Below are 13,546 nucleotides of genomic sequence, written 5' to 3'. Positions count from 1 at the left end.
AATGACTCCTTTTTAGCATTTCTATTTTTTACCAATATTAATTGTTTGAGCGTCAGTTAGCTCCCAATTTTACTTCTTCTACTGTTAGATTTTCTGATACAGGTTCTGATGCCGGATAAATTTCCGTTGGGTATTGGCCTGTAAAACATGCTAAGCATTGCCCTCCATCTGCATAAGGCCTACCAATTCCCTTGACCATGCCCTCTACACTTAAGAAAGTAAGCGAGTCTGCTCCAATCAATTCACGCAGCTCCTCGACTGACAGTTTCGATGCGATCAGTTCGTCTTGCGTCGATGTATCGATACCATAAAAGCAAGGATTTTTAATAGGCGGTGAGCTGATACAAACATGCACTTCTTTCGCCCCCGCTTCTTTCAGCATGGCTACAATTCGTTTGCTTGTTGTTCCTCGTACGATCGAATCATCGACCATGACTACACGTTTACCTTCTACAACCCCTCTCACAGGTGAGAGCTTCATTTTCACCCCTTGCTCCCGAAGAGACTGTGATGGCTGGATAAATGTTCGTCCGACATAACGGTTTTTTATGAGGCCCATCTCGTATGGAATACCAGATGCTTCCGCATAGCCAATCGCTACTGAAACGCCAGAATCGGGTACCCCCGTCACGACATCTGCATGGATCACTGATTCTAGCGCCAGCTGTTTCCCCAAATTTTTACGCGCTGTATGAACATTAATTCCATCTACATTGCTGTCAGGACGAGAGAAATAAACATATTCCATTGAACACATCGAGCGCTGTGTCGCATGTGCGAATCTCTCAGAATGAATGCCTTCCTCATTAATGATCACAAGCTCACCCGGTTCAATATCCCGTATAAATTGAGCGCCGACGATGTCTAAGGCGCATGTTTCAGAAGCTACAACAACCGCATCGCCAATCTTTCCTAAAGACAATGGCCTAAGACCATGTGGATCAAGAGCTACCATCATTTCCGTCTCGGTCATGATTAAAAAAGCATATGCTCCCTTTAACATCCCAAGCGCATTTTTAACACGCGTCTTCAAATCAGCAAAACCACCGCGTTTAATTAGATGAGCAAGAACTTCCGTGTCTGAAGTGGTCTGAAAAATGCTTCCCTGTGCTTCCAGCTGATCTTTTAACTGTGCCGCATTCACCAGATTTCCATTGTGTGCCAGTGCAAGCCCACCGCTTTGTGAGTTAAAGAGGAATGGCTGGACATTTTCATATCCGCCACCTCCTGCTGTTGCATAACGTACATGTCCAATCGCCGCATGCCCAGAAAGTCCTTGCATTTTTTCTGATGTGAATATTTCTGTGACAAGTCCTTCGCCTTTTGCACCAGTTAGATTTTTTCCATCTGTTAAAACCATTCCGCAGCCTTCTTGCCCTCTGTGTTGAAGGCTATGGAGTCCGTAATATGTAATATTTGCTGCATCCTGATGGCCCCATATCCCAAATACGCCGCATTCTTCATTTAAACCCTTTAATTCAGCAAGCATGGGATTGCTCCTTTCCACACATCCTGCAATTCTTGGACAGCCGCATCTATTAGTAGCTCTCCCTTTTCGTTATGAACGATAAGCGTTGGTGTGGACGTCACTTTACCGAGACATACAGCATCATCCATCAATGCTTCAAATGCAGCTTGATTCTCTTCCTTAATCGATAGAAGGAAACGAGATTGTGTTTCACCGAAGAGTGCTGCTGTTTCAATACCTTTTATAGATACTTTTACTCCCAATTGATTTTGACCAAATAATGATTCAGCCAGTGCGATAGATAGCCCACCTTCAGAAATGTCATGAGCTGATGCAACAAGTCCTGATCGAATCGCTTGAAGCAATTGGGATTGGCGCTTTTGTTCGATTTCTAAATCAATAGCTGGGGCACTCCCAAAGATCTTTCCTTCTACCATCTTTTGGAGTTCACTTCCACCAAACTCTTCCTTTGCCTCGCCGATGATATAAATCAAATCACCCGCATCTTTAAACGTTTGTGTCGTGATATGTGCTGTATCTTCAATAAGCCCTACCATGCCTACTACAGGGGTTGGGTATACTGCTTCACCATTTGTTTCATTGTAGAGCGAAACATTACCGCCAATTACCGGCGTTTTCAGCGTTCTGCAAGCTTCGCTCATTCCGTCAGCCGCTTGCTCAAGCTGCCAGAAAATCTCTGGCTTTTCCGGGTTGCCGAAATTCAAGCAATCTGTAATAGCAAGTGGCTCTCCGCCGGAACATACAATATTTCTAGCTGCTTCGGCTACAGCGATTTTCCCTCCGTTTTCAGGGTCTAAGTATAAGTAACGCGAATTGCAGTCTGTTGTCATTGCAAGAGCCTTTTTCGTTCCTCGAATGCGGACAACTGCGGCATCAGAGCCCGGCGCTACGACTGTATTTGTTCTCACCATATAATCATATTGGTTGTACACCCACTCTTTGCTGGCAATAGTAGGCTGTGCCAAAAGATTCAAAAGAGTCTCTTTATAATCTGTAACCACTGGAACTTTTACGTTCATTGCTTGGAAATCGCGGAAAAACTGCGGCTCTTTTGATGGTTTATGATAGACTGGTGCATCCTCGGCAAGTGCATCCACCGGCACCTGTGCTACTTTTTCGCCCTGATGGAATAGTGTCAATTGGTGATCATCTGTTACTCTTCCAATAGATACGGCTTCAAGGCCATATTTCGAAAACAATTCGACGATTTCGTTTTCACGACCCTTTTTAACAACAAGTAGCATGCGCTCCTGTGACTCGGAAAGCATCATTTCATAGGCGGTCATATTTGTTTCGCGTTGTGGAACATGATCGAGATGCATTTCAATGCCAGAACCAGCTTTGCTTGCCATTTCGGCAGAAGAACTGGTTAAACCTGCTGCACCCATATCTTGTATGCCAACAAGCGCATCTGATTGAACAAGCTCAAGACATGCCTCAAGCAATAGTTTTTCCATAAACGGATCACCGACTTGAACGGCAGGGCGTTTTTCTTCGGATGCTTGGGAAAGCTCCTCTGAAGCAAATGTAGCTCCATGAATTCCATCGCGTCCTGTTTTTGCACCTACATACATGACAGTATTCCCTATGCCATGCGCTTGGCCTTTTTTGATATCCTTATGTGCAATTAAACCGACGCACATCGCATTGACAAGAGGATTGCCTTCATAGGAAGAATCAAACTGGATTTCTCCTCCTACTGTTGGAATGCCAATGCAATTTCCATATCCTGCAATACCTGCAACTACTTCTTTGAACAGGTATTTCACACGAGGATTTTGCAGTTCTCCAAAACGAAGCGAATTTAATAAAGCAATAGGGCGTGCTCCCATCGAAAAGACATCACGGATAATACCCCCTATACCTGTGGCAGCTCCTTGATAGGGTTCGATAGCCGATGGATGATTGTGGCTTTCGATTTTAAATACAACGGCTAAATCGTCACCGATATCGACAATCCCTGCTCCTTCACCTGGTCCCTGTAATACTTTTTCGCCTGTTACAGGAAACTTCTTTAAAATGAGCTTTGAATTTTTATAGGAGCAATGTTCTGACCACATGACAGAAAAAAGACCTGTTTCCGTGTAGTTAGGCGTGCGTCCCAGAATTTTTTCAACCAATGCAAATTCTTCATCAGATAATCCCATTTCAGCATACAAACGATTTTCTTTAATGGATTCAACAGTAGGTTCAAGCAGTAACGACATGTGATTCCCTCCAGCTCTTAACGATTGATTGGAACAGCTTCAGCCCGTCCTCTGATCCTAGGAGCGCATCTACAGCTCGTTCAGGATGTGGCATCATACCCAGCACATTGCCTCTCGCATTCATAATGCCGGCAATATTCTCGAGGCTTCCATTCGGGTTTTCTTCATGATAGGTAAACAGGATTCTATTTTCTTTTTTTAATTCTTCTAGTGTTTGATTATCGCAATAGTAATTTCCTTCACCATGTGCAATCGGAATGGAAAGCACTTCACCAGTTGTATATAGATTGGTGAAAGGAGTCTGACTGTTTTCTACTTTTAGTTTCACATTTCGGCAAATAAATGAAAGCTGTTCATTTCTTCTCATCGCGCCAGGTAAAAGGCCTGCTTCCAATAAAATTTGAAATCCATTGCAGATGCCAAGCACAGGCTTCCCTTCCACAGCTGCCTTAACTACCTGCTCCATGATAGTTGAAAAACGCGCAAGCGCCCCACTTCGAAGGTAGTCTCCATAAGAAAATCCTCCAGGAAGCAAAATGCCATCATAGCGATCTAGATTGTCTTCAGTATGCCAAACATAATCCACCTCTTCACCAAGCTCATCCTTGATGGCATGGTACATATCAGCATCACAGTTCGAACCAGGAAATACAATGACAGCAAACTTCATAGCGCGGCAACCTCCTTGATATCGTAGCGATAGTCTTCAATCACCGTGTTTGCCAGGAGTTTCTGGCACACTTCATTGACCAAACCATCTATATCTTGTTCTTTTTGATCAATGGTAAGTTCAAGATATTTACCAATTCGTATATCTTCAACTCCTTTATAGCCAAGGCTATGCAAGGATTGTTTTACAGCCGAACCTTGAGGATCTAATACACTTTCACGCAATGTAATATATACTTGTACCTTATACATGGATTTCTTCCTCCAATTTCATGAGAATCGTTTGGTAAGCTTCTGTTAAACTGCCTAAGTCCCGGCGAAAGACATCTTTATCTAGCTTTTTATTTGTAGCTGTTTCCCATAGTCGACAAGTATCCGGCGATATTTCATCTGCAAGCAAAATTTTACCGTCTGCTGTTTTGCCGAACTCTAATTTAAAATCTATAAGTGTAATACCAAGTTCTTGAAAGAAAGCACTCAACACTGCATTTACCTGCTGTGCATACTGTTTTAGCAAAATTACATCCGCTGTGGAAGCAATCGCCAGTTCTTCAATATGATCTTCATTGAGCAGTGGATCGCCCAATGCATCATCTTTATAGTAAAATTCAACAAGCGGTTTAGAGAATGGCACGCCCTCTGCTATACCGAGCCTTTTGGACAGGCTACCGGCAGCTTTGTTTCGCACTACCACTTCCAATGGAATAATGGATACTTTCTTTGCAAGGTGCTCTCGTTCGGAAATTTTCTGGATGAAATGAGATTGAATGTTTTCGCTATGAAGCTTTGAAAACAGCAAACTTGTAATCGAATTATTTAAAACCCCTTTACCTGCAATCTCTGCTTTTTTCTCCCCATTAAAAGCAGTGGCTTCATCCTTATATTGTATTAGGACTACATCTTCCTGATCTGTTGCGTATATCTTTTTTGCTTTCCCTTCATATAACATCTCTCTCTTTTCCATTCCTGCCCCTCCATTTTCCGAATAGTATGACTAAATAATTGATAAAATACGCCATAAAGATAGTCAAACACCTATTTCAATATATGTGCATGATTTATGTGTTTAAGGGTGTTTTCCATAATCCGCTTTTTTCAATTTGCACAAGAGCTTCTTCTGTATTCCGGTGAAGAATATTAATATGGCCCATTTTCCGATTAAACGCCGCTTCTTTTTTTGCATAAATGTGATACTTCCACCCATGACTATGTGATATCGTTGTAATCGCGTTCTCCATATGCTGTCCCAGCAAATTCATCATGACAACGGGTTTTAGCAATTCGGTACTTCCTAGTGGCCAATTACAGATTGCCCGAATATGCTGTTCAAATTGTGAGGTTTCGCAGGCATCCAGTGTGAAGTGTCCTGAGTTGTGCGGCCGTGGTGCGAGTTCATTCATAATCACTTTATCTTCTTCTGTCAAAAACATCTCGACCGCAAGCGTGCCGACAACTTCTAGCTTTTCTGCGAGCATCATTGCCTGTTTGGTAGCCTCTTCGGCTGCTTTTTCACTGATGCGGGCAGGTACAATGGTCTGCGCTAAAATATTGTCTTGATGAATATTTTCAGCAATTGGGAAGCACGTGCATTCACCGTCTGCTTTTCTAGTCAAAATGACAGATATTTCTTTCACGTAGGGCACCCAAGCTTCTAATACACAGACACCGCTTTGTATAAGATCGCTTGCGCGAGATAAATCTATACGGCTCTTTATTACAAGCTGCCCTTTACCGTCATAACCGCCGCGAGCTGTTTTTAATACGCACGGAAATCCTATTTTTTCTACCCCGATTGCAAGTTCCTCCAAGGTTTGAATGACACAATATGGAGCGACCTCAACACCGCTGGACTTTAGAGCCGTTTTTTCAGCAATACGGTTTTGGCTGATTCTTAATAATGCAGAGCCTTGAGGCAAATACGCATAATCACTAAGCCAATTCAATGCTGGAGAGCTAATATTTTCGAATTCAAATGTAATGACATCACTTACACCTGCAAGTTCTTGTAATTTTTCTGTATCATCATAAGCACCAATAATCTCAACATCTGCTACCTGTGCACATGGCCCATTTGGAGTGGGATCTAATACCGCAACACGAAACCCCATTGCTTTCGCAGCAATGGCCATCATTCTGCCAAGCTGTCCTCCGCCGATAATGCCAATCGTTTGCCCCGGTACAATCACAAGGCTATGTAAGTTGTTCACTGCTGTTTAGCACCTTCTCCCTTGTCTCATTGCGCATTCTTTCTAACTTTTCCGCTAACATTTCATCTGATGTCGCCAAAATTTGAGCAGCCAGCAGACCAGCGTTTGTTGCACCTGCTTTCCCGATTGCTACTGTTGCGACTGGCACACCGCCAGGCATTTGCACAATCGATAAAAGAGAATCTAACCCATTGAGCGCCTTTGTTTGTACTGGAACGCCAATAACGGGAACCGTTGTCTTAGCAGCTGTCATACCTGGTAAGTGGGCCGCTCCTCCTGCACCAGCGATTATTACTTTTATGCCGTGTTCCTTTGCCCCTTCGGCATATTGGAATAATAATTCTGGCGTTCGGTGAGCTGATACTACTCGTTTTTCAAAGTCGATTTTCAGTTCCTCTAAAATGGCACATGTATGCTTCATTGTTTCCCAATCAGATGTGCTTCCCATAATTACCCCAACTTGTGGCATCTCTTTCCCTCCATCTAACATAAAGATTAAGTAAGACATCACTCTACTCTGCATTCTTTTGAAATAAAAAACCGGACAGATTACTTTCAAAGAGAAAGTAGTCTGTCCGGAAAGTGAAAATGGGTACACTGGTCCCATTCTATCCAGCAAACGGTTCTACTTTCTCTCATAGTCCAATAATTTACGGTTATTGGGTAGAAACTTTCGGGCCATATTCCCGGGGATATATGAGAGAATTTCTTATTACACCCTGATAATACTACAGGATTATCCAGCTGTCAAACCAATAATCGAACATTATATAATTTTATTTATATAATGTTCGCTTTTTAAATAACTAATTATAAACCGCACCGCTCCAGACGGCGCTTTCCGCGGGCTTGGCTTCAATCTCCTCATCACTTCGTTCTTGCGGGGCTTTCAGCTCAAGCTTTTCAAGTAGAAGATGCTATCTATAGCTAGCCGAATGTAAAAACAAGGTTTAATTTTTGCTCATAATGTCTACTTATTTCGCTTCGCTCCAGACGGCGCTTTCCGCGGGCTTGGCTTCAATCTCCTCGTCACTTTGTTCCTGTGGGGCTTTCAGCTCAAGCTTTTCAAGTAGAAGATGCTATCTATAGCTAGCCGACCGTAAAAACGAGGTTTAATTTTTCCCCATAATGTCTGCTTATATCGCTGCGCTCCAGACGGCGCTTTCCGCGGGCTTGGCTTCAATCTCCTCGTCACTTTGTTCCTGCGGGGCTTTCAGCTCAAGCTTTTCCCGCAGGAGACGCCGTCTTCCGCTACGCTATAGGATAAAGATTGTTCAAGTTTTTTGTTGCATAGTATGATGAAATCAACATTTTACACTTTTAGGTTTTTTACGTATTCTAATACATATTAAATTGTAAAGGACGGAAGAGCGGATATGAATCTTAACGGGTTTATTTTAACTTTAATTGTGGGATTCATTTTAATCTTATTAGGTTATTTAATTTGGTATAAAAAGATGCTTTTTCTAATTGCGAGTTATAATGAAACAACTTTTGAAGGGGATAAAGAAAAGTTAGCAAAGGGCACGGGCATTGTTCTTATCTTATTAGGTATAGTTTTGATAGTTTTGCCTTATTTTCTATACTGGTTTGGAAACACTCTAGTCTATTGTTTACTCGCTATTATAGGAATAGCTGGAATAATAGTAGTTATTATGATGAAGAGTAAACCATAGTTTAAATCGTCTATTTTTCATTCTTCTAATAGAATCACATAAAAAAGGATAGATAGAGCTGTTTCAATCGTCTCTATCTATCCTTTTTAAGCATTTAAAGTTGTAATAACAACATACTGTTTCTACTTGCCCTCTTGTTTTAAATCCGTCATATAGCTTGTATCATTATATGTTTCTAATAACCATTTCTCTTTTTCATATGATATTGTGCTAACTCCACCGTTTGATAAGCGAGGGACTTCCGGAAAAACTGCTATCTTATCGACCATATCAAAGATTGTATGGATGACTGCTCCATGTGTGACTAAGATAACCTCATCGTGGGGATAGCTTTGCTGAATCTTTTGCAAACCCTTTGCTAACCTTTGGCAGAGACTTTCCATAGATTCTTGGTTCGGATATTGCTTGCTTGGATATAATTTCAAACGTTCTTCTAGTGTTAGTCCTTCTGCCTTGCCAAAGTTTCGTTCTTTAAACTCGTCTATCAAAATTAATGGCAGGTGCAGCGTTTCATTCATTATAGTAGCAGTTTGCCGTGCTCTTTGAAGTGTGCTACTAAAAATAGCTTGGCAATTTTTATCTTGAAAGTAATTCCTACAAGCAATCGCCTGCCGCTTCCCATTTTCATTCAGTACAGTATCTGTCCCACCTTGAATTTTCCCCGCTAAATTCCAATCTGTTTCTCCATGGCGAAGCATATAGATTTTTGTCATTGATACACCTACCTTGCCGCTTTTGTAAAACCTGCCTTTTTGGCTTCCTCTTCTGTACAAAATGTTTTTTCCGGTTTTACATTATTGTACTGAGCCATTCCTGGCATGTGGTATAGTTTATTTCCTTTGCTGTTGATATTGCCTTTAATCGTACAAGCACTTTTTCCGTTATCTTTTTGTCGGAAAGTCCCGTTTGAATTTTTCGTATGTTGTTGCTTTTCAACAACAGATTTGACAAATCCTCGATCCGTCACATATCCGTCATATCTCCATATCCCTATCTTCTTTTTCTTAGCTTGTTCTTGAATATCTTTAAATTCATTTACATACTTTGTATTCGGCTGATAGATATAGCCAACACGCGCTAGTCCCTCAGCCACTAATTGTTCTTGCACACTTTTTCCATCTGCATAGACATAAGCTAGCAGGCGGCCATACTTGTCCTCCTTATCGCCAACATCAAACTCTAAGGAAACGTTTTTAGCATGATTCAATATCTCTCTATTTTTAGACTGTGCCTCGCGCCCGTATGGCTGCTCACCAAGTTGTTTATGATACATCTCGGGTGTATCAATCAATAAGTAGCGAACTTTTTTTAGTTCACCATTATATTTTACCTTAATTGTATCGCCATCCATCACGCTTATTACCTTTACAGGTACCTTTTCTGATGTTTCAGTTTCTTGTTCATTGCTAGAAGAATTGTCCAATGTACAGCCGGCAAGTACTACAAGTACCAAGCTGCATAGTAGGATGATCCACCATTTCATACTATCACCATATTTTCTTTATAAATTTGCATAACGCGACGAAACAGCGCCAAGTATGACGCTGCCCAAAGACGCTATACTCTGTCTCTTCCTGCAATGGATTCACCTGTTTCTTCGACGTCGCGAATACGATGTGCTAGTCGAGAAGAAGCAGATGCAGCAATGCTTGCAATCAAATCATCTAAAAATGTGTGGACGCCTGTTCCGTCTCTAGTATCCAATTTCTTGATGATGCCGATTTTTTGCTTATCTAAATGTCCATACGTTGTCATTGCTATACTTCCGTATGTGAGAACAGAGCCTATCGCAAGTGTTTCATCAATGCCAAACAGGCTTTCATCTGATTCTATTAATTGCTGCAACGGCTGGGATAGCATTCCCTTTTCTGCTAGTTCATCTAATTCAACTCCGACGAGAATAGCATGCTGTACCTCTCTCTTATTGAGAACCCGTTCGACTGATTGAATGCAATGTGCCAGTGTCAAGCCGTTGCTATAGGGATATTGCATTTCAAATACAATTTCGGCGATATCGCTAATCAATACGCCACGTCGCAAAATTGCTTCTTTTGCTGCATTTCGGACGTTTTCGGAGGATATATTCACTTTTTCATTATACATAATAATGACCTCATTTCTCCCTATATTTCTTATTATACCTTTGCAAATTCATATGTTACAATTTCCCTACAGAATGTTGAAGGGTGTGTTTGGTATGGGACAAGGAACTATTAACGATATAGCATTTTTTAGCGAAGCACTACAAGAAGAATTACATTTGTTGATTTATCTACCAGAAAATTATTCACCGCTTTACAAATATACTATTTTAATCGCTTCTGACGGGCGCGACTATTTTCAGTTAGGACGCATTTCTAGAATTGCCGATGAATATTTGGCAAATGAAGAGATTGAAAATTTAATTATTGTGGGCGTTCCATATAAAAATGTGGAAGATCGTAGACGCAAGTACTTGCCAAATGGCGACTTACATACCGCTTATTTGCGTTTCTTAGCACATGAGCTTGTGCCCTATTTAGACAAAAATTATTCCACTTATCATATGGGCATGGCCCGGGCACTCATTGGTGATTCTCAAGCAGCCACAGTATCTTTGCTTGCCGCTGTCGCCTATCCTAATACTTTTGGAAAGGTACTGCTTCAATCGCCGCAAGTGAATGAAGAGGTGCTCCAGAAAGTCCAAGAAATGAAAGATCCTCATGCTTTTTCGGTATATCACGTTATCGGTTCTTTAGAAACGGAAGTCGTGACGATGGATAAAAAAGTAAAAGACTTTTTGACACCAAACCGAAAACTTCACCAACTGCTTAAGGAACTAGATGTTGAAACGTTTTACGATGAATTTGAGGGCAAACATACGTGGAAATTTTGGCAAGCTGACTTAAAAAGAGCTATCCGACAAAATTTCGGTCAAAAATAAATAGTTAGGTAATAACCTTTACAGTAATTTCTGCTATACTGAAAATTAAGTTAATTATTTTTCTATTAAGGAGGTTTTCATAATATGAAATATGGAATTGTTGCATTCCCATCAAAAGAAATCCAAGATTTTGCTAACTCTTATCGTAAAAGATATGATACCCATTACGCAAAAATTACTCCGCATATTACATTAAAAGGAGAAACAGAAATCCAATCTTCTGAAATTGAGGAAATCTCAGCATCTATTAAGAAGGTGTGCGAACAATTTAATCCGCTAACTATTTCTATTTCAAAGATTAGCTCTTTTGCACCTGTAAATAATGCCATTTATTTAAAAGTGGAGCCGACAGAACAACTTATGCGCTTATACGAGGCATTAGAAAATGATGTTGCAGGCGGCGAAGCAAAATATAAATTTGTACCTCATATTACGATTGCCCAAGATATGAGCGACGGGGAACATGATGATGTCTTTGGCCAATTGCGCATGACAAAGGTTGATTTCAACGAAACAATTAATCGTATTCATTTGCTTTATCAGTTAGAGGATGGTTCTTGGACAGTGTTTGAAACTTACCGACTTAGAGGAGAAGAGTAATTATTGGTTTTCGCTAAGATTGTTGAAACAGAAAAAGAATTGCAGGATGCTTTTTTTGTTCGAAGAGAAGTGTTTGTGAAAGAACAAGGAATTCCTCAACCTTTAGAAATAGATGAATATGATGAGAGTGCTACACACTTTGTCGCATACTTTGATAATCGACCGATTGCCGCTGGGCGTGTAAGATTTACAGATGAACTAGTAGCTGTTGTAGAACGCGTATGCGTTTTACCAGATTTCCGGCGAAAGCAGATTGGTATTCTCATGATGAATTGCCTAGAAGATTTTATTCATGGCTCAGAGATTCGTAAAGTAAAGTTGAATGCCCAAACGCATGCTATTCCTTTTTACGAGAAACAGAATTATATCATCACTTCTCCAGAATTTCTCGATGCCGGAATACCTTACCGCGCTATGGAAAAAATAATATAACAGCAAAAAAGCTACGATGTCTTTGAATCTCAAGTACATCGTAGCTTTTTATTTGGAAGAAGTATGAAAGGGTTTAGGTTGATCCATTGATGAAATGAGCATATTAGACATATAAGTTGCAAATCAATCCCTTATCCGTTTTATTCACAATTTCGTGATCGTAAGAATCAGCTGTATGGCGTTTAGGCCTGTGTATGATTGGTTGGTGTACAGGTGTAGATCTTTTTTTCTCTACATAGAAAGATTGCTTCATCGTTTGTCTTTTTTGCTCTAACTCCTGCTGAAACTTTGATGAATTTTTGACTTTCTCAACACGTTCAATGTATGAATAGGATTCTCTAGTTTGTGCAGAGCGATTGATATATTGAGCAGCTTGATAGTCATTTATTGGTAAAATATAACTCATTATAAGCACCCCCGACAGTTTTTTATCCTTTATACCCTATATGTTCAAAAGATAAACATCATGCCGAGGGAATCTTATATTAAAGCATATCTTGGATTTTACTTATGTCCAAATTCTTGCCATTCTTCATAATAGAATTGACAATTTGCTCTTCTAGATCTTTTGAAACAGGCTTATTTGCAAGCTTCGCTACTTTTTTTACGATTTTACGTACTTGACGTTCATCTTGAAAGTCGGCGCTTTGAATGGCATTTGCTAGTGCGAAGACTTCTTCCATCGGAACCCCAGTCTTTTGTTCAATCTTACGAAAGAAAGGTGAATTCATTCAATATCCTCCTCTAGCAAATGAAACTTGCGCCAACAATAATCAACAAGATGAATAAAACAACGATTAAAATGAAAGTAGATCCACCGTAAGAAGATCCACCACCTTCATAACCATAGCAGCCTCCGCCGAAGCCGCCTCCGTATCCGTAACCGCCTCCGCATCCGTATCCCCATGACATATACATCCCCTCCTCTCTTTTCTCTATATCCTATGCCATTTGGAAAAGAGAGACCGGGCGTATGTCTATGGATGCTGACCTTTTGAGTGGAAAATAAGCGCACCAATCATACCAAAAACAATTGCTGCACTGATACCCGAACTTGTCACTTCGAACATTCCTGTCAGAACGCCAATCCATCCGTGCTTTTCTGCTTCCGCTAGAGCACCGTGGGTCAAGGAGTTACCAAAGGAGGTGATCGGAATAGTTGCACCAGCTCCAGCAAAGTCAATTAACGGTTCATACAAATTAAAGCCGTCTAAAACTGAACCAAGAACAACCAGAATACTTAAAGTATGTGCTGGGGTCAGTTTTCCTAAATCCATAATCAGTTGCCCTACAACACAAATAAGGCCTCCTACAATAAAAGCAATCAACAATGTTGCAATCAT

At 40.7% G+C, this 13,546-nt stretch carries 18 protein-coding genes and 1 riboswitch; of the genes, 4 read left to right on the top strand and 14 right to left on the bottom strand.

Going from position 1 to position 13,546, the window contains the following annotated elements; all coding sequences use genetic code 11:
• Positions 1 to 52: 52 nt before the first annotated feature.
• From purF to purE, 7 genes are all read right to left on the bottom strand, one after another.
• A complete protein-coding gene (gene purF, locus AC6CHJ_RS03000) occupies positions 53 to 1,489 on the bottom strand; it encodes an amidophosphoribosyltransferase (RefSeq protein WP_498287244.1) in 1,437 nt (478 codons plus the stop codon).
• Positions 1,474 to 3,696: a phosphoribosylformylglycinamidine synthase subunit PurL gene (purL, locus tag AC6CHJ_RS02995; RefSeq protein ID WP_498287242.1), complete on the bottom strand. Its 2,223-nt coding sequence runs from the start codon at positions 3,694 to 3,696 to the stop codon at positions 1,474 to 1,476. Before purL ends, purF begins: the two co-directional genes overlap by 16 nt.
• Positions 3,680 to 4,366, bottom strand: coding sequence for a phosphoribosylformylglycinamidine synthase subunit PurQ (gene purQ / locus AC6CHJ_RS02990; RefSeq protein WP_498287240.1), 687 nt, complete (start codon positions 4,364 to 4,366; stop codon positions 3,680 to 3,682). Before purQ ends, purL begins: the two co-directional genes overlap by 17 nt.
• Positions 4,363 to 4,617 carry a phosphoribosylformylglycinamidine synthase subunit PurS gene (gene purS, locus AC6CHJ_RS02985; protein WP_147194494.1) on the bottom strand — a complete coding sequence of 85 codons (255 nt, stop codon included), beginning with the start codon at positions 4,615 to 4,617 and terminating at the stop codon, positions 4,363 to 4,365. Before purS ends, purQ begins: the two co-directional genes overlap by 4 nt.
• Positions 4,610 to 5,329 (bottom strand): phosphoribosylaminoimidazolesuccinocarboxamide synthase, encoded by a 720-nt coding sequence (gene purC, locus AC6CHJ_RS02980; RefSeq protein WP_498287238.1) that lies wholly within the window; start codon positions 5,327 to 5,329, stop codon positions 4,610 to 4,612. The genes purS and purC overlap by 8 nt, the downstream gene beginning before the upstream one ends.
• 94 nt (positions 5,330 to 5,423) lie before the next feature.
• Positions 5,424 to 6,572, bottom strand: coding sequence for a 5-(carboxyamino)imidazole ribonucleotide synthase (purK, locus tag AC6CHJ_RS02975; protein WP_498287236.1), 1,149 nt, complete (start codon positions 6,570 to 6,572; stop codon positions 5,424 to 5,426).
• Positions 6,556 to 7,041, bottom strand: coding sequence for a 5-(carboxyamino)imidazole ribonucleotide mutase (purE, locus tag AC6CHJ_RS02970; RefSeq protein ID WP_147194502.1), 486 nt, complete (start codon positions 7,039 to 7,041; stop codon positions 6,556 to 6,558). Before purE ends, purK begins: the two co-directional genes overlap by 17 nt.
• Positions 7,042 to 7,190: 149 nt before the next feature.
• A riboswitch (purine riboswitch) is annotated at positions 7,191 to 7,292 on the bottom strand.
• A 656-nt stretch (positions 7,293 to 7,948) separates the two neighbouring features.
• On the opposite strand from purE, the gene AC6CHJ_RS02965 reads away from it, so the two are divergent.
• Positions 7,949 to 8,248 carry a DUF3784 domain-containing protein gene (locus AC6CHJ_RS02965; RefSeq protein WP_498287234.1) on the top strand — a complete coding sequence of 100 codons (300 nt, stop codon included), beginning with the start codon at positions 7,949 to 7,951 and terminating at the stop codon, positions 8,246 to 8,248.
• Positions 8,249 to 8,370: 122 nt separating this feature from the next.
• Here the strand turns inward: AC6CHJ_RS02965 and AC6CHJ_RS02960 are convergent, their stop codons facing one another.
• The 3 genes from AC6CHJ_RS02960 to AC6CHJ_RS02950 form a co-directional block, all read right to left on the bottom strand.
• Positions 8,371 to 8,961: a histidine phosphatase family protein gene (locus AC6CHJ_RS02960; protein WP_498287232.1), complete on the bottom strand. Its 591-nt coding sequence runs from the start codon at positions 8,959 to 8,961 to the stop codon at positions 8,371 to 8,373.
• Between the two features lie 8 nt (positions 8,962 to 8,969).
• The gene (locus tag AC6CHJ_RS02955; protein ID WP_498287230.1) at positions 8,970 to 9,731 is read right to left on the bottom strand and encodes a thermonuclease family protein; all 762 of its coding nucleotides are present in this window, start codon (positions 9,729 to 9,731) and stop codon (positions 8,970 to 8,972) included.
• Between the two features lie 74 nt (positions 9,732 to 9,805).
• Positions 9,806 to 10,351 carry a phosphatidylglycerophosphatase A family protein gene (locus AC6CHJ_RS02950; RefSeq protein WP_498287228.1) on the bottom strand — a complete coding sequence of 182 codons (546 nt, stop codon included), beginning with the start codon at positions 10,349 to 10,351 and terminating at the stop codon, positions 9,806 to 9,808.
• Between the two features lie 94 nt (positions 10,352 to 10,445).
• Here AC6CHJ_RS02950 and AC6CHJ_RS02945 point away from each other — a divergent pair, with 94 nt between their 5' ends.
• From AC6CHJ_RS02945 to AC6CHJ_RS02935, 3 genes are all read left to right on the top strand, one after another.
• Complete coding sequence (locus AC6CHJ_RS02945) at positions 10,446 to 11,171, top strand: alpha/beta hydrolase (RefSeq protein WP_498287226.1); 726 nt, start codon at positions 10,446 to 10,448, stop codon at positions 11,169 to 11,171.
• Between the two features lie 84 nt (positions 11,172 to 11,255).
• A complete protein-coding gene (locus AC6CHJ_RS02940; RefSeq protein ID WP_498287224.1) occupies positions 11,256 to 11,771 on the top strand; it encodes a YjcG family protein in 516 nt (171 codons plus the stop codon).
• A 3-nt stretch (positions 11,772 to 11,774) separates the two neighbouring features.
• Complete coding sequence (locus AC6CHJ_RS02935) at positions 11,775 to 12,203, top strand: GNAT family N-acetyltransferase (RefSeq protein WP_147194521.1); 429 nt, start codon at positions 11,775 to 11,777, stop codon at positions 12,201 to 12,203.
• Between the two features lie 103 nt (positions 12,204 to 12,306).
• Here AC6CHJ_RS02935 and AC6CHJ_RS02930 read toward each other — a convergent pair whose 3' ends face one another.
• From AC6CHJ_RS02930 to spoVAE, 4 genes are all read right to left on the bottom strand, one after another.
• Complete coding sequence (locus AC6CHJ_RS02930; protein ID WP_392994897.1) at positions 12,307 to 12,609, bottom strand: hypothetical protein; 303 nt, start codon at positions 12,607 to 12,609, stop codon at positions 12,307 to 12,309.
• Positions 12,610 to 12,688: 79 nt separating this feature from the next.
• Positions 12,689 to 12,934, bottom strand: a complete 246-nt coding sequence (locus tag AC6CHJ_RS02925) for a stage VI sporulation protein F (RefSeq protein WP_066784841.1) — start codon at positions 12,932 to 12,934, stop codon at positions 12,689 to 12,691.
• Between the two features lie 13 nt (positions 12,935 to 12,947).
• Positions 12,948 to 13,115: a YjcZ family sporulation protein gene (locus AC6CHJ_RS02920; protein ID WP_392994899.1), complete on the bottom strand. Its 168-nt coding sequence runs from the start codon at positions 13,113 to 13,115 to the stop codon at positions 12,948 to 12,950.
• Positions 13,116 to 13,180: 65 nt separating this feature from the next.
• Positions 13,181 to 13,546 (bottom strand): stage V sporulation protein AE, encoded by a 366-nt coding sequence (gene spoVAE, locus AC6CHJ_RS02915; RefSeq protein ID WP_392994901.1) that lies wholly within the window; start codon positions 13,544 to 13,546, stop codon positions 13,181 to 13,183.

It is taken from the genome of Rummeliibacillus sp. GQ308 (genome assembly GCF_059759115.1).
This window is presented reverse-complemented; position numbering and strand designations above follow the sequence as displayed.